This is a genomic window from Trinickia sp. Z7, from assembly GCF_056498045.1.
The window spans coordinates 68005-87135 of the sequence record NZ_JAUEQW010000017.1 but is presented as its reverse complement, the minus strand read 5'-3'; the positions used below and the strand labels follow the sequence as shown (position 1 = coordinate 87135).

Below are 19131 nucleotides of genomic sequence, written 5' to 3'. Positions count from 1 at the left end.
GCCCGCCCACTCGATGTTTTTCATTCGGCGCCAATATGGCCAAAACTGATTGCCATGTCAATATTTTTCTATGCAATGATGGTTGAGGCCTGTATCTACGCGTATCGATCGGCGCGTGAGCCGGGGCGGTAACTTGCCGTAACCCAGGGTCCGTCTGCCGTGCGTTACCATCGGGCGCATCACACGGAACCCTTGCTCTTTGCATGCCGCTTCGTCGCCCTTGCTTCTTTCCCGCTCGAATGCCGCCGGTCCGTTTCGCGGCCGCGCTCGCCATCGCGGCGGCCGCCGCCGCGCTCGCCGGCTGCGCCGTAGGCCCCGATTACCGGCGGCCGAGCACGGACGCGCCTGCCGCCTACAAAGAAACGCCGGCTGGATGGAAGGTGGCCGAGCCCGCCGATCGGGCCGATCGTGGACCGTGGTGGTCCCTCTATGGCGACGCCCGGCTCACCGCGTTGATCGAGCAACTGAACGCGAGCAATCAAACGATCGCGCAGTTTGCGGCCGCCTACCGGCAAGCGCGCGCGCTAGTGGGCGAAGCGCGCGCGGCGTATTTTCCGTCGCTCGGCCTATCGGCCAGTGCGTCGCGCTCGGGCCAGCGGCTCTCCGGCACCAACGGCGGGGGAACGACCACTTCGGTTTCTCGCGTGAGCAATAGCTTCGACACCACGCTCGACGCGTCGTGGGAGCCGGACCTCTGGGGCAAAGTGAGCCGCACGGTCGGGGCGCAACGAGCCGGGCAGGAAGGAGCCGCCGCGGATCTCGCGAACGCGCGCCTATCCGCTCAAGCGACGCTCGCACAAACCTACTTCCGATTGCGCGCCCTCGATGCGACGCAAAAGCTGCTCGACGATACCGTGGCAGCCTACGCGCAATCGCTCAAACTCACGCAGAACCAGTACGCGCAAGGGGTCGCCGCACGCTCGGACGTGATCCAGGCGCAAACACAATTGCAGTCCGCGCAAGCGGCGGCGATCGATAACGGCGTCGCACGGGCGCAGGACGAGCATGCCATCGCCGTGCTGGTGGGTCAAAGCGCATCGGCTTTCTCGCTGCCTGCCATCCCGCTCGATGCCGAACCGCCCGCCGTGCCGGTCGATGTGCCATCGGCTTTGCTCGAGCGGCGGCCCGACATCGCGGCGGCCGAGCGGCGCGCGGCGCAGGCCAACGAGCAAATCGGGGTTGCGAAGTCGGCCTACTTCCCATCGCTGACCCTCTCCGCTCAGGGCGGTTTCCAAAGCTCGGTGCTCTCGCAGCTTTTCACGCTGCCCTCGCGCTTCTGGACGGTCGGCCCGCAACTGGCCGCGACCTTGTTCGATGGCGGGCTGCGACGCGCACAGACAGAGGCCGCGCGCGCCGCCTATGACCAGCAAGTGGCCGTCTATCGGCAGACCGTGCTCGGCGCGTTCCAGGAAGTCGAGGATGCGTTGGCGTCGCAACGGATTCTCGCGCAGGAGATCGTCGTCCAACGAGAGGCGGTCGATTCGGCCAGGCAGGCGCTTGCGATCGTCACGAACGAATACAAGGCCGGCACCGTCGGCTACGTCAACGTGCTGACCGCGCAGACCACGGCATTCCTAGCCGAGCAAAAGCTGGCGAGCCTCGCCGGGCAGCGGATGGTGTCCTCCGTTGGGCTGGTGAAGGCGCTGGGAGGCGGATGGGAGCTTGCGCAGATCGAGCGCGAGACCGGCGCCGCAGCCGCCCCGGGCGCGGCCGCCGCATCGACTGCTGCGGGCTCGAACGCGCCCGCGCCGAGCGCGCACGCCGCGGCCGTAACACCCGCGGCGCACGATTGACCGTCTAGCGCGCGTAATCGAGAGCGATCGTACCGTCGCCATTGGGGCGGCCGAGCACGTTCAGCAGCCCAGCCAGATTGTCGCGCGCTTGCGGCTCGGCGCTCGCCTGTCCGTGAAACGAAGTGGAATTGGCGGAGACAGTGCCGTGCCCGCTCAGCATCAGCGGGCCGTTCAACGTCGATAAATCGATCGTCGAATCATCGCCTTGCGATTGAAATGCCACACGGTACGAGCCCAGCGGTTTGACCGGCGACACGCGCGAGGTCATGTCCGTCAGCATAATCACGAGTTGGCCGTATGCGCGCGTGCCGAGCACCCGCCACGGCGTCCAGGCGACGCGCACCGAGCCGTGCAGATCGAGCGTGTTGAACGGCGCGCCCAGACCGGCGAGGAGCGCGGCCGGAACCGCCATCTCCCCAGCGGAAACCGTCGCGGAACGCGGCCCGGCCGCCAGTTCGATCGCTTCTGGCATGGCGGGGACGTGCTGCATGCGCATGTCCAAATGGCCCGTCAACAACGGCCAAAAGGCTGTTTGCCACTGCACCCGCCCCGGCAGCAGCGTGCCCGCGCCGGCGTCTCTACCGGCCGCCAGCACGAGCGTGGCAGAGCCGCGCCAAACGGAGCCCGAGGGCTCGATCAAATTCACGTGCCCCTGCGACGCCTTCGCGAATTGCGGCGTGATCCAGGCCGCCGGCATCATGACGAGAAGCGTTACACCGCATGAGACGAGTGCGATGACGAGCCACGGCAAAGCGGCGAGCAAGCGCCGCCATCCGAGACTCATACGCCACCTCGCGCAGGCAAGCAGTGCGCCAAGCAGCCATGCAGCGACGCCTTCATCGCGGCGACCTCGCAGGCGCCGTCGCCGGCTGCAGCGTCGCCGCGAGATCGACCTGGCCATCGGCCTTGAGCGCCGTCGCGTGCAGTTCGATCACGCGCACCTTGAACTGTTTGCGCGCGTCGTTGAGCCACATCGTCCACGCCGGGAACGATGCGTTCTTCGCTTCGATTTGCACGGCCTCGCCCGCTAGGCGCACCTGCGTCGTCGCGATGCCCGCTTGCGTCAGCGAGGATGCGAGCGCATCGCGCAGCGCGCCACCCGTCGGCGCCACGCCCTGCGCGGCCGGCGCGAGCGCGCGCGCCTCGTCGGCCTGCGCCGTCATCTGCGCAATCTGCCGCTGCATCGCGGGTAGGGCCTCGCGCAAATGCGCGCGCCCCTCTTGCGCCGGCGCCCACAGCACCGAATAGGCGATGACGATACCGACCGCCACGCCGCCCCATGTCAGCAGCAGTTTTTCGCGCGCGGTGCGCGGTTCCCAAAAGCCGGCCCAAACTTCGCTCAGTGCGCCGAGGTTCATTGGCCGCTCCCGTTTCGAATGACCCATTTGCCCGTGTTGGTGTCGATTTCCCCCGTGAGCGCATTTTGCGCCAGCCGCTGCGTGAACGCGGGGTCGGGCTTCACGTCGGGCTTGAACATCACCTCGAGACGCCGATCGTGATAGTCGAGCGCCGCGATCCCGTTCACGGGGACGGCGCCGAGCGAACGATCGAGCCGCGCCGCCAGCGAGAGAAAATCGTCGGGGGAAAGCTCGCCTGCCGCCACGCGCAGGTGCTCGAGCTGCGTCGTCATTTGCGTGGCCGGATCGAGCACGACCGTCGTCTTCGGGAACGCATTCAACAGGAGCTCCGTCATCTGCGCGGTGAGCGCGTCGCGTTCGCGCGCGAGCATCATCCACTGCACGTTTGCGCCGATCACGGCAACAACGAGCGCAGCGGCCGCGAGTGCGATCGGCAAACGCAGCCGGCGCAGCGTTGCACGATCGAGCCGCCACGGCCGCGACTCGAACTCGAATTGGCATAAATCGAAATCGCAAGCGAGCGCGTTGCGGGCCAGCGTGTCGAACGCCAGCGGCGCAACGCCTACGTGCACTCCGTGCGCCGGCACCGCCTCGCCCGCGAGCGTCGGTTCGCCGCCCGGCAGTTCGGTCAGTTCGTACACCGTGACATCCGCGCCGCCTGCGAGCGCCGCAAGCGTCGTGCCGAGGGCCGAGAGCGGCACGGCCAATCCTTCGCCGTGCGCACCGCGCGCGAGCGCCACCTCCACGCGCGGCTCGGTGTCGTCGACGAGCGTGGGTTCGGCGCTCGCCGCCAACGCGGCATCGGCCAGAATCGCCGGCGCAGTCTGCGCAACGGTGCCGAGGATGGCCGCGACGAGGGGCTCGCGTTGCGATGGCGCGTTGCCGTCGCGTTGCGGCGCTTGCCTGCTCACATCGCCGCCGGCAACCGCACCGTCTTCCACCAGCACCGCGTCGGGCTCGGGCGCGCGAACAACCGGCGCCGGCAAGCAGCGGGTCACGGGCACTGCGCGCAGGCTCCGATGCCCCGCCGCATTGAAGGCCTCGACGATGAAGCGGAACCAGCCGCGATCGATCACGGCCAGAGTGCGCCGGGTCCCGGCGAGCGGGCGCGGGTCGAGCGCGATATGGCAGGTCTGCGCGTCCTGAATCAGGTAGTCCTCGACGACATTGGGCAGAGCCTGCTTCAAGCGCTGCCCCTTCACCGGAGGCAGCGTCGCCGCGAGCATCAACAAGTCGCGGGCGGCAACGATCAACACCGTCGTGGACGCGCGCGGCAGAAATGCGAGCCGCGCGAGCCCCGCGCGTTCCTTGCGCCCGTTCTTGTCGAGGAGCACGAACGGCATCTCGGGGAGCTGCCACTCTTGTGACGGCACCGCGGGATCTCGCGGCGGCAGTAAGACGATCAACGTGCTCAAGGCCCGTTCTCTCCTGGTTCGAGACTGCGTCAAAGCTGATCGCGCACCCGCACGACGCGCGTGGCGTGCGTCAGCGGATCGCGATAAATGAGGGTCGTGCGATCGACTTCCGCACGTTCGTGTTGCACCCGCCCATGAACGAGAAAATAGCTCGTCGTCACGTCGATGGGAATCTGGCTGATATCGGTGCCGGGGAGCAGGGCGCCGGCGCCCTGCAAGGCAAGCTGCACCTGGGCCGTATTGAGAAAGTACACGCTTTCGCGCCGCGACACTAACGACTGGGCGCTCGACAGCGACATGCCCGGCACCATCGCCGCGACGACTTCTGCCGGCGCGGTATTCATATTGACGGGCGTTTGCGTCGGCAGCACGGTCACGAACGGACGCAGGCGGGCCACGATTTCCGGTGTGAAGCCGGGCACGTTCAACAGCGAATCGACGCCTGTGAACTGCAACGGCGCCGCATCGGCGTTCCCGTTGTCTTCGTCTTGAAGACCCGGTTTGTCGGTGAAGTTCTCCCCCCCGGCGGTGTCGCCCGCTTGCGGCTGCGCCGCCGGTTGCGAGCCTGCGCCTGCCGAACCGAGGCGGTTGCCGACCGGGGTTTGAAAACGCGTGGCCGACTGCATCAGCGAGGCGCGCACTTGCATCGCGGCCGTCTTCGCAAGGCCGCCGTTCAGACCGAGCAGTGCGAGCAGTCGTGCGAACGCGGCAGTTTCCTGCTGATTGATTTGCAATGCGCCGGGCGCCGGGATCGAGACGAGGTTGCGCAGATTGAATTTGGCTTGCGCATCCTCGATCGATCCCGACAGGTAAGTCTGCGCTCCCTCGGCAGCCTGTGCGTCACCCGACTTGCCGAGGAAATCGGACAGCCGCGTTTTCGCGATCGGCACCGCCCACACGCCGCCGAGGTAAGTCACCGTGGGCGCGGTGTCGGCCTCCGAGCGCAGTATCAAGCGTGTCCAATCGACCGCGCCGCGTGCCACCCATTGCGCTTGCGCGAGCAGACGCTGATTCTGAATGCGGCGAATCTGCACTTGCTGACGCCAGAGCACGCCCGCGACGAGAATCGCCGAAAGCGTCACGACGAGCAGCGCGCTGATGATGGCCGCGCCTCGCTGGCGCCGCGGCGGCGCACCGTGCACGCCGCCAGCGCGCCGCGAATGCAAGAACCGGGAAAGGCGATCGAGCATCGTCATTCTCCCACGAGGAACATGCGTCGCACCGGCACGTGCAGCGACGGCGCGCCGATCGCGACCTCGAGACCCGTCACCGCGCGCGGCAGCGGGGCATTGCCGAACTGCGGCACTTTCACATTGTTGTCGTTGCGCGCGATTTCGGCTGTCACGTCGCCCATTTGCGTCGTCCAGCCGACGCGTGGCACATAGAGCCGGGCCGTAATCTTGCCCACGCCGGAAATGAGCGGCACGGCGCTCCAATCACCGCTGCCGCTCGATGCCGCGAGGGTTCGGCGCAACTGGCCGACCGTCGCCACGGGGGGCGACGCGAAACGCGTGACACGCCCGTTCGCCACTTGATAGCGCACGACTTGAAGGCGCGGCGCCTCGCCGGCCAGGCCGAACGCGCGCACGATTTGCAGCCCGTCGCCGGAGACCGAGACGGCGGGCTGGCCAACCTCATCGTCGGTCGCGGCTTGGCGCGCGTCCACCCGCAATTGATCGAACAATTGAACGAACACGCGCTCGTCTTCCATCGCGCTCGAAATCGCCTGCCGGCCGCGCATGATTTGATCGAGGCCGCGCCAAGACAGCACCGCGATGACGGCGAGAATCGCGATCGCGACCATGAGCTCGATCAGCGTGAAGCCGCGCTCGCGCCGCGCGAGGCGCTTCGCGTCAGAGCGCACGGTTCGACTCATTGGCGACCACCGTCACGAGTTGCGCGAGGCTGCCTGACTGCCCGGGTGTCATCACCGACACCTCGACGCGCCGAAAAATCGGGTTGGGCGTGGCGCTCACACGCTCGGTGCAAGTGAGCGGCAAATTGCCTTGGGAGCAGTCGAACGTCTGCGTGCCGACCTCGGGCCATGTGCGCGACAAATGCAGTTCGGTCAGCGCATTATCGGCGCTCCACCCAGCGAGCAGGCGCCGGTGCAGATCGGCTTCGTCGTTCGCCAGCATACCGACCGCACGCAGCGATGCAGCGAGCGCGACCGCAATGATCGCGAGCGCGACGAGCACTTCGATCATCGTGAACCCGCGCGCGGGCGCGGCCGTTCGTGCGGCGGTTCGTGCAGTGGTCAAGCGCATTTCAACGCACCTCATAACGGCCGTTGCCGGTCCCGACGATGGTCGCGCGGCCCACCGCCGAATACAGCGTGACCGTGACCGCTTGCCCGATGCTCTCGACGCCGAAGACGACCCGCTCCGGATGAAGATCGGAGCCCGGATAGTCGATCGTCACATCGGTCACGCCGCCCTCCCAGCCGCGCTGGCGCAATAGATCGTCGCGCAACAGCGGACGCCAGCCATCGTCGGTACGCACGTCGAATCGATAGCCGCCGGTGACCGGCTGCCAGGCGATCGGGCGTGCGCGCACCTGCGCTTCGTCGGAGGCCGATTCGAACAACAAAGCAAGACGCTGCGCCTGTTCGTTCAAGTCGGTGCGCGGGTTGCGTGTGAGCGACACCGATGCGAGCGATACCAGCAGCCCGGCGATGACTAGAACGACCATCATCTCGAGCAGCGTAAAGCCGCGGGCGCGTCGTGCGAACCCCTGTGCGCCGACGGGTCCCACGTGCCCACGGCGCGCGCGCGTGCCGCCGTTCATCCGCATGATGGTCGGCGGCGATGCGTCGGGGCGGGGCGCGCCATGGCACCGGTCACGGTATCGCGGCGCTTACTGCCACGAGCCGACGTCGGCATCGTTGCCCTCGCCGCCGGGCTTGCCGTCCGCGCCGTAGCTGAATACATCGATCTCCCCATGAACGCCCGGGTTCAGATATTGATAGGCGTTGCCCCAGGGATCGTTCGGCAGACGTTCGAGATAGCCGCCGTCTTTCCAATTGTTCGGAATCGGATCGGTGCTCGGCTTTTCGATCAACGCGCGCAGCCCCTGTTCCTGCGTCGGATAGCGGCCGTTATCGAGACGATAGAGCTTGAGCGCCTGCATCATCGTGCCGATGTCCTGCTTGGCGGCCACGCGCCGGGCCTCGTCGGGCCGGCTCATGATCTTGGGCACGATCAGCGCGGCGAGAATGCCGAGAATGGCGATCACGACCATGATCTCGATCAGCGTAAAGCCGCGCTGGCGGCGTGCGCGCAGCGTTGCGGCTTGGGTGCGACGTTGGTTCCACATTTGCATCATTGCCTACCTCGTTCGTTAAATTGTCGACGAAGCGCATCGAACGCGCTTCGCCTCGCGCCGCCGATTGTAATGGGGCGCTTCGTCAGGGTTCGACAACCGTGCAAACCCTCGAATAGCTCGTACAATGGCGCGCATGAACACTCTCCAAATCCGCCTGCTGTCGTTCGCGCTGTTTGCGGCTTTCTGCGCGACGCTCACCTATTGGATCGTCGTGCTCACCGCGCACCCCGCGCCGCCGCCGCAAGCGGCCGCCGTCGCGCCGAGCGTGTCGCCCGAAGACGCCGCCGCACTGTTCGGCGGCAAGCTCACGCACGAGGCGAACCGCAACATCAAGCTCGTCGGCATCCTTTCGCTGCGCGAAGGCGCCGCGGCGATCGTGGGCGTGGGCGACGAACCGGCCCGGGCCATCGCGCTCGGCAGCAAGATCGCCGAAGGCACCACGCTCGCGGAAGTGCGCGCCCGCTCCATCGTCATCGATCACAACGGCGTCCATTCCGAAATTCCATTGGCGCCGAATGCGGGCGGTCCCACCATTTACGTGCGCTAAGCTGCTTTCGGCCGCGGCGCGTACGCTACGCATTCACCTCATTTGCGCACGGCGTGCGCCATACGCCGGAGCAACCGCGCACCCGGCGTCTGCTCGCGCTACTGCACCATGTTGTTCAGTTCGATGATCGGCAGCATCACCGCGAGCACGATCACGAGCACGATTCCCCCCATCGCCAAGATCAGCAGCGGCTCGAGCAAGCTCGTGAGGAACATCGTGCGTCGTTCGAGTTCGCGCGCTTCGCCTTCCGACGCGCGGTCGAGCATCGTCGTCACATCGCCCGTGGCCTCGCCGGAGCGAATCAAATGCACGAGCACGGGCGGAAACGTTTTCGTATTGCCGAGCGCGCGAGACAGCGACGTCCCCTCGCGCACGCGTACGATCGCGTCCTCGACATTGCCGTGCATCGCCCGGTTGTTCAGCGTCTCTCCGGCCGCCTGCAGCGCGCGTAGGATCGGCACGCCGGCTGCCGTCAAGATGGCGAGCGTGCTCGCAAAGCGAACCGTGTTGTAGCCGCGCACGAGCTTACCCGCCAGCGGCGCCGTCAACAGCCACCGGTCGAAAGCAAGCCGCGGCCCCGCCTGCGACAGAATCGCACGCGCCCCATAGAACACCAATGCCACGCCGAGCAGAATCGCCCACCACCAATGGCGAACGAATCCCGACAGGGCCATCATCATCACCGTCAGAATCGGCAACTGCTGCTTCGTGCTCGCGAACACGTTGACGACCTGCGGCACGACGTAGCTAAGCAAGAACGTGACGATACCCAAGGCGATCAGCGTGACGATGGCAGGGTAGGTGAACGCCAGGACGATCTTTTGCGTGAGCGCATTGCGTTGCTCGATGTAATCGGCCAGGCGCGAGAGCACGAGGCCGAGCTTGCCCGTATGCTCGCCGGCTGCAACGAGCGCCCGATAGATGTCGGGAAAATCGCGCGGATGTTGCGCCAGCGCGTTGGCTAATGAGTGGCCACCCAACACCTCGGCGCGAATCGCGGCGACGAGTTCGCGAATGTAGTCGCGCTCGGCTTGATCGGTCAAAACGGAAAGCGCCTCGTCGAGCGGCAATCCGGCCGTGAGCAGACTCGCGAGCTGGCGCGTGAGAATCGCCTGTTCCCGCGCCGATAGCTTCCGGCCAAGCGCCAGGCGCCTGCTGCGCTCGCCGCGGGCGACGCTGCCCGCGGGTTCGACCACGAGCGGCGTAAGCCCTTGCGTGCGCAACTGGGCTCGCGCCGAGCGCGCACTGTCCGCATCGAGCACCCCCTTCTGCGCGCGCCCCGCCGTGTCGATCGCTTCGAAGCGAAAGGCCGGCATCGGTTACACCCCGCCCGTCACGCGTATCACCTCTTCGAGGGAGGTGAGGCCCGAGGTCAGCCATCGCTCGGCATCCTCGCGCAGCGTGCGCATGCCCTGCGCGCGGCCCGCCGTGAGAATCTCGGCCTCCGCCGCGTTGTGGTGGACCATCGCGCGGATCGCATCGTCCAGGACGAGCAGCTCGTACACGCCCCGCCGCCCCGAGTAGCCCGATTTCGCGCATTTATCGCACCCGACGGGATGCCACTGCGAGCGGCCGTCTTCGACGCGCTCTTCCTTGCACACGGGGCACAGCCGCCGCACGAGCCGCTGTGCGAGCACGCCGAGCAGCGAAGAGGCGAGCAGGTAGGGTTCGACGCCCATGTCGGTGAGGCGCGTGACCGCCGAAGCCGCATCGTTCGTGTGCAGCGTCGCGAGCACCAAGTGGCCGGTGAGCGAGGCTTGCACGGCAATCTGCGCGGTTTCCAAGTCGCGGATCTCGCCGATCATGATGATGTCCGGGTCCTGCCGCAGGATCGAGCGCAAAGCGCGCGCGAACGTCATGCCGATCCGCTCGTTGACCTGCGTCTGGCCGATGCCGGGCAGGTCGTATTCGATTGGATCTTCGACCGTCATGATGTTGGTCGTCGCCGTTTCCAAACGCGCGAGCGACGCGTAGAGCGTGGTCGTTTTACCCGAACCCGTCGGTCCGGTCACGAGCACGATGCCATGCGGCCGCGAAATCAGTCGGTCGAACCGCACGAGCGTATCGGGCCCCATGCCGAGCGCTTCGAGATTCAAGTGCTGCGCGTCTTTTTCGAGCAGACGCAACACCGCGCGTTCGCCGTGGCCGGTCGGCAGCGTCGACACCCGGACGTCGACGGCGCGGCCGCCGACGCGCAGCGTGATGCGGCCGTCCTGAGGCAGGCGCTTTTCGGCGATGTCGAGCTGCGCCATGATCTTGATGCGCGAGATCAGCGCACCGTGCAACGCTTTTTTCGGCCGCACGACGTCGCGCAACGTGCCGTCGACACGAAAGCGCACCACCGACGCATTCTCGAACGGCTCGATGTGAATGTCGGACGCGTGCTCGCGCGCCGCTTGCGTGAGCAGCGCGTTGATCATGCGAATGATCGGCGCGTCGTCTTCCGATTCGAGCAAATCCTCGACTTCGGGAATGTCTTGCATGAGCCGCGATAGATCGACTTCGCCTTCCACTTCGCCGACGACTTGAGCTGCGCTGCCGTCGTTGCGCTCGTAGGCCTGATTGATCGCTTGCGTGAGTTCTTCAGCGGGCAAGCGCACCGCCGTTAGCGCGCCGAAATTGCGTGCAATCTCGGCCAAGGCGGCATCGCTCGTGCGATCGCTGATCCAAACTTCAAGGCCTTCCGCGCGCTGGTGCGCGACGAGGATCTGCCCGCTGCGCGCAAAACCGTACGGCACGAGCCGGGCAGCGAACGGCGAGGGCGCTTGGCGCTCGCCCGGCGCACGGTCGTTGGAAGAAGGGAGCACGCCGCTCACTGCGACGCTCCAGGCGTGGCCGGCTGCTGCTGCGGCACCGGCTGCTGCGGCGTGGTTTGCTGCGGCGCCGGCTGAAGCGGCTCGGCCTGCGGCTGCACGGCGGGAGCCTGCGCCGGTTGCTGCGTAGCAGGCGAGGGCGGCTGCCCCCCCGGCTGGTGCGTCATCTGCCTGAGGTCGAACAAGTTCGCTGCCGGCGCCGCACCCTGGCTCGGGCCGGGCGGGATAGGCGGAACCACCGGGAAGTCCTTGTCACGCATCACGTTGTTGTCCGAGCGATAGCCGTTCGTGACGCCCTGCACGTAGTCGTACCGATTCTGGGTGATCTGCTGCGCCGTGTCGCTGTCGCCGATGATGACGGGGCGCAGGAAGACCATCAAATTCGTTTTTTGGCGCTGCTTCGTTTCAGAGCGGAACAACTGGCCGAGCCACGGGATGTCGCCGAGCAGCGGCACTTTGCTGTTCGATACCTGGTAGTTGTCCTGCATCAAGCCGCCGAGCACGATGATCTCGCCGTTGTCCGCGAGGACCGTCGAATGGATCGAGCGCAAATTGAACGTCGGGCCCGCTGGGTTCGTGGACGTATTCGTCGTCCCGCTGACGACCGATGAGTCTTCCGTATAGAGCTGAAGCTTGAGGATCCCGCCGGCCGTGATCTGCGGCTTCACGTGCAACGTGAGGCCGACGTCGCGGCGATCGTAGGTGTTGAACGCGTTGGCCGTGGTGCCGCTCGTCAAGTTCGAGTACGAGCCGGTCGCGATTGGAACGTTCTGGCCGACGACGATCTTCGCCTCCTCGTTGTCGAGCGTGATCAGGTTCGGCGTCGACAGCACGTTCGCGTCGCTCGCGCCCGCGAAATATTGCAGCAGCCCGCCGAGGCCCTGCACGCCGAACATGTTGTGCAGCCACCCGACGTTCAGGCCTTGCGTGAGGGTATTGGGCAGCGTCCCCACCCCCGCGGCGCCGCCCGCCGCCAAGCCGGCGGCTACGTTGAGAATGTTCGAACTGCCCGCGCTTCCCGCGCTGCTCGATAGATTGGTGCCGGCCAGCACGTTGCCGCTCGCAACTTGCCACTGGATCCCGAGATTGCCGGCTCGGGTGGAATTCAATTCGACGATGAGCGCTTCGATATAGACCTGCGCCCGGCGTTGATCGAGCTGGTCGATCACCGCGCGCAGATTGCGGTAGACCGGATCGGCGGCCGTGATGATCAGCGAGTTCGTCGCCGCATCCGCCTGAATCATGCCGCCGGGCTGGTTTTCGTCGCCGCTCTGGCCTTGCTTCTCGGTGCTGAAGTCGTTGTTGCCGCTACCGCCGCCGGCCCCGCTCAGCCCGCCGCTGCTCGATCCCGACATCGAACTGCCGCCGCTGAGCGAGCTGCCGCTGTACGAGGAGGGTAACGGGGGGGTGCCGGAGGTGCCCGTCGAACCGAGGCCGCCGCCCGAAGCGCCTTGGCTGAACGAGCTCGCGTTGCTCGACTCGGCGCTGTTGCCCGAGCCGCCGGCCTTGCCGAGCATCCCGCGCAACGTTTTCGCGAGCACCACGGCATTGGCGTTGCGCACGTGCACCACGTGCATGTTGCCCGGCTGCGAGCTCGGCGCATCGAGCTGCTCGATGAGCTTTTTGGCCGATGTGAGCCGCGCCTTGTTCGACGCGCGCAGCATGAGCGAGTTCGTGCGCGGATCGGCCTGGACGGAGACCTTCAGCGTGGCGTCGGTGCTGCCGATCGTACCGGGATCGAGCAGCTTGGTCAGTTGCGGCTCGATGTCGAGGGCGTTCGCATTCTTGAGCGGCACGACCACGATCTGCTGCCCCGCTGCGTTGTCCACGCCCGCGATGATGGCTGCGAGCCGCCGCACGTTGTCGGCGTAATCGGTCACGACGAGCGTGTTGTTGGCCGGGTAGGCCGCGATCGTATTGTTCGGCGAGATGAGCGGCCGCAGCACGGGCAGCAGGTTGTTGGCCGATTCGTTGTGCAGCTCGAACACCTGCGTGATGATTTGATCGCCGTGCGCTTTCGGAACATTGCCGAGGTAAGTGGGCGCACCTTGCAATTTCGCGTCGGCCTCGGGCACCACCTTCAGCACGCCGTTATCTTGGACGATGGCGAACCCTTGCATGCGCAGCGCCGCTTCGAGGGTCTTGAGGGCCTGCTGCTCGGGCACCGGATTTTCCGATACGAGGTTCAGTTGGCCCTTGACGCGCGGATCGACGATGATCGTCTTGTTCGTCGCCGCGCCGATCGCTTTGGCCACCTGATCGATGTCCGCATTCACGAAGTTCAACGTCACTTCGGCATACGCGGCCTGTGCGGCCATGAGCCCGGCGATCAAAAGCGCGGTAGCGATGCGGCGCGGTGCCATACGATTTCTTGTCATGGAATAAAGGTTCAATGCGAAAGTGCCTGCCCTCGGCGGTCATGCTTCGCGAGCATCGCTCGGCCCTCGTCTGTAATGGTGTCCGATGCTCGCCCGCCGTTCGAGAAAACGAACATTAGCAGTTTTTTGTGTCTGAATAATCATCGGCTGCCGAGAGTGAGCTCGCTTTTACGTCAGAAGTTTCTCGGTTGACCGCCGTGCGACCCGTGGCGTCACGCTACACCGCGATCGTCGACCCGCGTTTGTGCGCCAAGGGCTCGGCTCTGTCGGCCGGCCTACTATGCATGCGAGCGGCACCCGGTATCATACGGTCCATCAATTTCGACCGAATCCGACGGCAAGTGCGGGTTTTCCCCAGCCGGCCTGCGCGAAGCTTGCGATGACCGGGCCGGGCCAAGCGAGCGCACCGAACGACAATCCACTTCGTCGAAGGCTTTCCAACCATGAAACGGACAGTTCAGATTCTGGCGGTATCGCTCGCGTGGCTCGCGTGCGCGAACGCACGCGCGGACTGCTTCGACGAAGCCGCGCGCTACCAGAAGGTCAATCCGCTGATTCTGCGCGCCATTGCTTGGCAAGAGTCGCACAACCGGCCCGACGCCATGCATAAGAACACGAATGGATCGACCGACTACGGGCTCATGCAGATCAATTCGATCCATCTGCCCACGCTCGCCCAGTACGGCATTTCGTCGGGCACGCTCATGGAGCCTTGCAAAAGCGTCTACATCGCCGCCTGGCACCTGCGGCAGAAGATGAACAAATACGGCAATACGTGGGCGGCCGTCGGCGCCTATCACTCCGAGACACCGTCCTTGCGCGACCGTTACGCGCACCAAATCGTCGGCATTCTGGAGCAGTGGAAGCTCTTGCAAGCGCAGCGTTGAGCGCCCTGGGCATCGCTTGCGCCGAGCCTAGCCGATCGTCGTTGCGGTGAGCCGCCCCCACCTCGAACGAGGTGGGGCGCCGGCGTTTGGTGCAAAATGCTCCCTACGCCTTTCACGCGGCGGCGTTTTGCGCCCTCGCTCCACCGATGTCGACTCCAATGAACCATTCGCCTGTGCCCGTTACCGTGCTGTCGGGCTTTCTCGGCGCGGGCAAGACCACGCTGCTCAACCACATTCTCGCTAACCGTGCGGGCCTGCGCGTCGCGGTGATCGTCAACGATCTCGCGGCGGTCAATATCGATGCCGCGCTCGTGAAGGACGCGGCTTCCCTCTCGCGTGTCGAGGAACGGCTGGTCGAACTCTCGAACGGGTGCATCTGCTGCACGCTGCGCGAGGATTTGCTGGCCGAAGTCGACCGGCTCGCCAAAGAGAGCCGCTTCGACGCCATCTTGATCGAGTCCACCGGGATCGCAGAGCCGATGCCGATCGCCGAAACCTTCGCCTTCAGCGACGACGAAGGCCATACGCTAGCCGACGTCGCACGGCTCGACACGATGGTCACCGTGGTCGACGCATTTAATTTCTTGCGCGATTACGCATCGGCGCAAGGGCTTGCGGAACGGGGCCTCGCGGCGAGCGACGAGGACGACCGCACCATCGTCGAATTGCTGATCGAGCAAATCGAATTTTGCGATGTGCTCGTCGTCAATAAAGCGGACCTCGTCGATGCCGATGCGCTCGAACGGCTCTCCCGCATCTTGGCGCGGCTGAACCCGCGTGCGGTGCAGATCGTCAGCCGGTTCGGCGCGGTCCCGCTGCGGGAAGTGCTCGACACCGGGCGCTTCGATTTCGAGGCCGCCTCGAGCGCGCCCGGTTGGCTGACCTCGCTCGAGCAGGCGAGCGAGCATGATCACGACCATGACCACGACCACGCGCAGCATCACGAGCATGGACATGGCGATACGGGCCATTCGCACGTGAGCGAAGCCGACCAATACGGCATCGGCAGTTTCGTCTACCGCGCGCGCCGGCCATTCAACGCCGAGCGCCTGTGGCGCCTGCTTCACGAGGAATGGCAAGGGGTGCTGCGCAGCAAGGGTTTTTTCTGGCTCGCCACGCGCAACGATGTGGCGGGTTCTCTGTCTCAGGCCGGAGGCGTTTGCCGTCACGGGCCAGCGGGCATGTGGTGGGCGGCGCAGCCGCGGGCCGAATGGCCGCAGGACGATGAGCTCGCGGCCGAAATTGCGGCCGATTGGCATGGTGAGCCCGAAGACGCCTCGATCGGCGATCGCCGCCAAGAGCTCGTGCTCATCGGCGTTGCGCTCGATGCGCAGCGTTGGCGCGAAAAGTTCGATGCTTGTCTATTGACGGACGATGAATACGCGCTCGGGCCGCAAGGCTGGCAGCGTATGACCGATCCTTTCCCCGCTTGGGACCTCGATGCCGACGATCACGACGGCGACGACGAAGGGCAAATCGTCCACTGATCACCGAAGCAAACGGGCGCAGGCTTGCCCGCTCGGCAAGCCGCGAGCAAGCCCGGCGCCTTTCGCCTTTTGCGCTCCCTCGACGAAAAAAAACCCGCCTGTGGCGGGTGTCGACAAGACGTCAACCCGATATCGGCTTAACGCTTGTTCACAGCATCCTTGAATGCTTTGCCGGCCGTGAATTTGACGGTCTTGGCTGCCGGAATCTTGATGGTCTCGCCCGTCTTGGGGTTGCGGCCCGTACGTGCCGCGCGCTTGCCGGAGCCGAAGCTACCGAAGCCGATGAGCTGCACTGCGTCGCCCTTGGACACTGCCTTCTTGATCACTTCGAGCAGCGTGTCGAGCGTTTCGCCGGTTTGAGCCTTGCTGGCGCCCGTCTGACCTGCGACGGCGTCGATCAGTTCCTGTTTGTTCATTAACGTTCCTCTTTATCAGATTGAAGTGACACGGACAGCGCAAAACGCGCCGAATTATACGTACGCAAGCTGTGCCGTCGAGTAGCTGTGGCGAAGCGTGCGCCGCTCGGTCGCGCTAAACCCCCTGGCCGTACGGCCGCGCGGCGCTTGCTATGATAGCTCAGCGCAAACCCAATAACGGCAAGGCTTCCAAAGAATTTAGCGCTGGCAAGCCTTGTCGGCGCTGGGTTTGAGCATTGTCGTACTCGCGAACCCCTGCTGCCAAGGGGCTCGCGAGATTCCCGGGCACTGTCGTTGGATTTTGCCAACGCCCCAAGAGCCGCCTCCAGCTTGGGTTTGCGGCCGTTTGGCGCACTTGCGGCGCAACGATTAGGGTTGGCCCTTACACCCCTACGCCTTGTTTTCCCACACTTTCCGCTCGCCGATGAGTTTCAAACTGATTCCCGCCACCCCGGCCTTTCGCGACGACGGCACGCCGTTTTCGCCGGCCTACGACGACATCTATCACAGCGCCGCAGGCGCTCTCGCCCAGGCCCGGCACGTGTTTCTACGCGGCAACGGCTTGCCGCAACGCTGGCACGGGCGGCGTCTGTTCACCATCGTCGAAACCGGCTTCGGCATGGGCGGCAACTTCTTGGCGACATGGGCGGCTTGGCGCGAGGATCCGAACCGCTGTGAAAGATTGGCCTTCGTTTCGATCGAAAAACATCCGTTTAGAGCAAACGATCTACGCGCATTGCACGCGCGGATGGTTGCGGACGCAACGCTCGCGCCGCTCGCCGCGCAATTGGCCGATGCCTGGCCCGTGCTCACGCCCGGGTTGCACCGTCTCGAATTCGAATCGTCGCGCGTCACGTTGACCCTCGCGTTCGGCGATGCGCTCTCCTTGTTGCCCAAGCTCTGGCTGCGCGCGGACGCTTTCTATCTCGACGGTTTTTCCCCCGAGAAGAACCCCGATCTATGGTCGCCGCCGGTTTTCAAGGCGTTGGCGCGGCTCGCGGGCGACGACGCAACGCTCGCCACCTACACCTGCGCGGGGCACGTGCGGCGCGCTCTGGCCGATGCGGGATTCGACTGCGCGCGGGCCGAAGGTTTTGCGAGCAAACGCGCCATGCTGACCGGCCGTTTCGCACCGCGATGGCGGTTGCGGCGCCACGAACCGCCGCAACCGTTCGCGGCGGACGGCAAGCATGCGATCGTCGTGGGGGCGGGGCTAGCGGGCTGCGCGCTCGTCGAACGACTCGCTGCGCGCGGCTGGCGCGTCACACTCGTCGAGCGGCGCGCGCGTGCCGGATACGAGGCCTCCGGCAATCCCGCAGGCGTGTTCCATCCGCTGCTTTCGCGCGACGACAGCGTGGCGTCGCAAATCACGCGCACCGGATTTCTCTATGCGCTCGCACGATGGCGCGCCCTCGAACGAGCCGGCCACGGCTTTGCGCGCAGCCGCGGCGGACTGCTGCAGATCGCGGACGACGATCTACAAGCTGGCGCACTCAGCGCTGCCATCGCCGAGCGAGGCTATCCGCCCGAGTTCGTGCAAGCCGTTTCGCTTGCGCAAGCATGCGACGCGGCGGGCGCGCCGGTTGCGCGCGGCGGCTGGTTCTATCCCGAAGGCGGCTCGCTCGACCCGGCCGCGTTGTGCTCGGCGCTGTGCGGGCAAGCGGGCGGGGCGCTCGATTGGCGGGCGGGAGTTCGCGCGAACCGTATCGCACGCGAAGGCAACGCTTGGGCCGTCTTCGACGAGCAGGAAGCTTGCATCGCGCGAGCGAGCGTCGTCATCTTCGCGAATGCGCACGACGCCACACGCCTATCCGGGCTGCGTTACGCGCCCACGCGCATCGTGCGAGGCCAATTGACGTGCCTGCCCCTAGCCGCCGCGCCAGCACTGCGACTGCCCATCATCGGCGAAGGCTACGCGGTGCCGCTCGCGCAAGCTTTATTGGCAGGCGCAACCTACGATGTCGACGACGCCGGCGACGATCTGCGCGCCGAAAGCCACGCTGAAAACCTCACGCGTCTCGCACGTCTGCTGCCCGGTCTGGACCCCGCGATCGTGCCGGGCGAGCTCGCGCTCGATAAGCTTTCCGGGCGCGTGGCGTTTCGGTGCGTGGCCCACGATCGGCTCCCCATGATCGGGCCGCTCGCCGACGAAGCCGCCAGCGCGCGGCAAGCGGGTGCGCTGAGCGGCGCGTGGCCCCGGGATCTGCCGCGTGCCGGCGGTCTTTACGGGTCGTACGCTTTCGGTTCCCGGGGACTCGTGTGGGCATCGCTCGGGGCCGAACTCATCGCTTCGCAACTCGAGGGCGAACCCTGGCCGCTGGAGCGCGACCTGGCTGAAGCCTTGGATCCCGCCCGCTACCTGCTGCGCGCGTTGCGCCAGGGCATCGTAGTCGCGGACGACGCATGAGCTCCCGGTAGACGACCCTCGCACGCCGCTCGCATTATCCACCGCTGGCTGTGGATAACCCGGTGATCGAGGCGTGGGAATCGTGTGTAATCGGTGTGGACGTATACGGGACAAATCGGCTGCCGGCCACGGCGCCTCAAAAGTTATGCTTCGAAACACGTCGCGCCCGCACACGATCCGCGTGCGGTTATGCGGCCGCTAACCATTTGATCGAGCGAGGAAAAGCGTCGTTGTGCACAGATTCGGAGCGGCCTTGTTAACTACTACTACGTATACATACGTAAACAAGTAAACCCGAACTAGCGC

The 19131-nt window shown here is 65.7% G+C and carries 17 protein-coding genes; 5 read left to right on the top strand and 12 right to left on the bottom strand.

What is annotated here, in order from left to right; translation table 11 throughout:
• Nucleotides 1-239 precede the first annotated feature (239 nt).
• Nucleotides 240-1793 carry an efflux transporter outer membrane subunit gene (locus QQS38_RS22630; RefSeq protein WP_479647605.1) on the top strand — a complete coding sequence of 518 codons (1554 nt, stop codon included), beginning with the start codon at nt 240-242 and terminating at the stop codon, nt 1791-1793.
• A gap of 4 nt (nt 1794-1797) precedes the next feature.
• Here QQS38_RS22630 and QQS38_RS22625 read toward each other — a convergent pair whose 3' ends face one another.
• The 8 genes from QQS38_RS22625 to gspG form a co-directional block, all read right to left on the bottom strand.
• A complete protein-coding gene (locus QQS38_RS22625; protein ID WP_479647584.1) occupies nt 1798-2577 on the bottom strand; it encodes a type II secretion system protein N in 780 nt (259 codons plus the stop codon).
• Nucleotides 2578-2629: 52 nt separating this feature from the next.
• Nucleotides 2630-3151 carry a type II secretion system protein GspM gene (gspM, locus tag QQS38_RS22620; protein ID WP_479647583.1) on the bottom strand — a complete coding sequence of 174 codons (522 nt, stop codon included), beginning with the start codon at nt 3149-3151 and terminating at the stop codon, nt 2630-2632.
• Nucleotides 3148-4566, bottom strand: coding sequence for a type II secretion system protein GspL (gene gspL / locus QQS38_RS22615; protein ID WP_479647582.1), 1419 nt, complete (start codon nt 4564-4566; stop codon nt 3148-3150). The genes gspM and gspL overlap by 4 nt, the downstream gene beginning before the upstream one ends.
• A gap of 29 nt (nt 4567-4595) precedes the next feature.
• Nucleotides 4596-5756 carry a type II secretion system minor pseudopilin GspK gene (gspK, locus tag QQS38_RS22610; RefSeq protein ID WP_479647581.1) on the bottom strand — a complete coding sequence of 387 codons (1161 nt, stop codon included), beginning with the start codon at nt 5754-5756 and terminating at the stop codon, nt 4596-4598.
• A 2-nt stretch (nt 5757-5758) separates the two neighbouring features.
• Nucleotides 5759-6442 (bottom strand): PulJ/GspJ family protein, encoded by a 684-nt coding sequence (locus QQS38_RS22605; RefSeq protein ID WP_479647580.1) that lies wholly within the window; start codon nt 6440-6442, stop codon nt 5759-5761.
• Nucleotides 6420-6833, bottom strand: coding sequence for a type II secretion system minor pseudopilin GspI (gene gspI, locus QQS38_RS22600; protein ID WP_479647579.1), 414 nt, complete (start codon nt 6831-6833; stop codon nt 6420-6422). Before gspI ends, QQS38_RS22605 begins: the two co-directional genes overlap by 23 nt.
• Nucleotide 6834: 1 nt before the next feature.
• Nucleotides 6835-7353: a GspH/FimT family pseudopilin gene (locus tag QQS38_RS22595; protein WP_479647578.1), complete on the bottom strand. Its 519-nt coding sequence runs from the start codon at nt 7351-7353 to the stop codon at nt 6835-6837.
• 69 nt (nt 7354-7422) lie between these two features.
• On the bottom strand, nt 7423-7887 hold the full coding sequence (gene gspG, locus QQS38_RS22590) for a type II secretion system major pseudopilin GspG (protein ID WP_479647604.1): 465 nt from the start codon (nt 7885-7887) through the stop codon (nt 7423-7425).
• Between the two features lie 136 nt (nt 7888-8023).
• On the opposite strand from gspG, the gene QQS38_RS22585 reads away from it, so the two are divergent.
• The gene (locus QQS38_RS22585; protein ID WP_479647577.1) at nt 8024-8437 is read left to right on the top strand and encodes a hypothetical protein; all 414 of its coding nucleotides are present in this window, start codon (nt 8024-8026) and stop codon (nt 8435-8437) included.
• A gap of 98 nt (nt 8438-8535) precedes the next feature.
• Here QQS38_RS22585 and gspF read toward each other — a convergent pair whose 3' ends face one another.
• The 3 genes from gspF to gspD are packed head-to-tail and all read right to left on the bottom strand — an operon-like array spanning nt 8536 to nt 13628.
• Entirely contained in the window at nt 8536-9753 is a 1218-nt protein-coding gene (gspF, locus tag QQS38_RS22580) for a type II secretion system inner membrane protein GspF (RefSeq protein ID WP_479647576.1), read from the bottom strand.
• 3 nt (nt 9754-9756) lie between these two features.
• Nucleotides 9757-11253: a type II secretion system ATPase GspE gene (gene gspE / locus QQS38_RS22575; RefSeq protein ID WP_479647575.1), complete on the bottom strand. Its 1497-nt coding sequence runs from the start codon at nt 11251-11253 to the stop codon at nt 9757-9759.
• Nucleotides 11250-13628: a type II secretion system secretin GspD gene (gspD, locus tag QQS38_RS22570; protein ID WP_479647574.1), complete on the bottom strand. Its 2379-nt coding sequence runs from the start codon at nt 13626-13628 to the stop codon at nt 11250-11252. The genes gspE and gspD overlap by 4 nt, the downstream gene beginning before the upstream one ends.
• A gap of 443 nt (nt 13629-14071) precedes the next feature.
• On the opposite strand from gspD, the gene QQS38_RS22565 reads away from it, so the two are divergent.
• Nucleotides 14072-14515 (top strand): lytic transglycosylase domain-containing protein, encoded by a 444-nt coding sequence (locus tag QQS38_RS22565; RefSeq protein WP_479647573.1) that lies wholly within the window; start codon nt 14072-14074, stop codon nt 14513-14515.
• Nucleotides 14516-14673: 158 nt separating this feature from the next.
• Nucleotides 14674-16002, top strand: a complete 1329-nt coding sequence (locus QQS38_RS22560) for a GTP-binding protein (RefSeq protein WP_479647572.1) — start codon at nt 14674-14676, stop codon at nt 16000-16002.
• A 137-nt stretch (nt 16003-16139) separates the two neighbouring features.
• On the opposite strand, the gene QQS38_RS22555 is transcribed toward QQS38_RS22560, so the two are convergent.
• Complete coding sequence (locus QQS38_RS22555) at nt 16140-16418, bottom strand: HU family DNA-binding protein (RefSeq protein WP_074262967.1); 279 nt, start codon at nt 16416-16418, stop codon at nt 16140-16142.
• A 424-nt stretch (nt 16419-16842) separates the two neighbouring features.
• Here QQS38_RS22555 and mnmC point away from each other — a divergent pair, with 424 nt between their 5' ends.
• Entirely contained in the window at nt 16843-18825 is a 1983-nt protein-coding gene (gene mnmC / locus QQS38_RS22550; protein WP_479647571.1) for a bifunctional tRNA (5-methylaminomethyl-2-thiouridine)(34)-methyltransferase MnmC2/FAD-dependent 5-carboxymethylaminomethyl-2-thiouridine(34) oxidoreductase MnmC1, read from the top strand.
• Nucleotides 18826-19131: the final 306 nt, after the last annotated feature.

What these genes read in the sequence shown, in the direction of transcription:
- QQS38_RS22630 (WP_479647605.1), top strand. Translation starts at nt 240, where the DNA reads ATGCCGCCGGTCCGTTTCGCGGCCGCGCTCGCCATCGCGGCGGCCGCC.
- QQS38_RS22625 (WP_479647584.1), bottom strand. Translation starts at nt 2,577, where the DNA reads ATGAGTCTCGGATGGCGGCGCTTGCTCGCCGCTTTGCCGTGGCTCGTC.
- gspM (WP_479647583.1), bottom strand. Translation starts at nt 3,151, where the DNA reads ATGAACCTCGGCGCACTGAGCGAAGTTTGGGCCGGCTTTTGGGAACCG.
- gspK (WP_479647581.1), bottom strand. Translation starts at nt 5,756, where the DNA reads ATGCTCGATCGCCTTTCCCGGTTCTTGCATTCGCGGCGCGCTGGCGGC.
- QQS38_RS22605 (WP_479647580.1), bottom strand. Translation starts at nt 6,442, where the DNA reads ATGAGTCGAACCGTGCGCTCTGACGCGAAGCGCCTCGCGCGGCGCGAG.
- gspI (WP_479647579.1), bottom strand. Translation starts at nt 6,833, where the DNA reads ATGCGCTTGACCACTGCACGAACCGCCGCACGAACGGCCGCGCCCGCG.
- QQS38_RS22595 (WP_479647578.1), bottom strand. Translation starts at nt 7,353, where the DNA reads ATGAACGGCGGCACGCGCGCGCGCCGTGGGCACGTGGGACCCGTCGGC.
- gspG (WP_479647604.1), bottom strand. Translation starts at nt 7,887, where the DNA reads ATGCAAATGTGGAACCAACGTCGCACCCAAGCCGCAACGCTGCGCGCA.
- QQS38_RS22585 (WP_479647577.1), top strand. Translation starts at nt 8,024, where the DNA reads ATGAACACTCTCCAAATCCGCCTGCTGTCGTTCGCGCTGTTTGCGGCT.
- gspF (WP_479647576.1), bottom strand. Translation starts at nt 9,753, where the DNA reads ATGCCGGCCTTTCGCTTCGAAGCGATCGACACGGCGGGGCGCGCGCAG.
- gspD (WP_479647574.1), bottom strand. Translation starts at nt 13,628, where the DNA reads ATGACAAGAAATCGTATGGCACCGCGCCGCATCGCTACCGCGCTTTTG.
- QQS38_RS22565 (WP_479647573.1), top strand. Translation starts at nt 14,072, where the DNA reads ATGAAACGGACAGTTCAGATTCTGGCGGTATCGCTCGCGTGGCTCGCG.
- QQS38_RS22560 (WP_479647572.1), top strand. Translation starts at nt 14,674, where the DNA reads ATGAACCATTCGCCTGTGCCCGTTACCGTGCTGTCGGGCTTTCTCGGC.
- QQS38_RS22555 (WP_074262967.1), bottom strand. Translation starts at nt 16,418, where the DNA reads ATGAACAAACAGGAACTGATCGACGCCGTCGCAGGTCAGACGGGCGCC.
- mnmC (WP_479647571.1), top strand. Translation starts at nt 16,843, where the DNA reads ATGAGTTTCAAACTGATTCCCGCCACCCCGGCCTTTCGCGACGACGGC.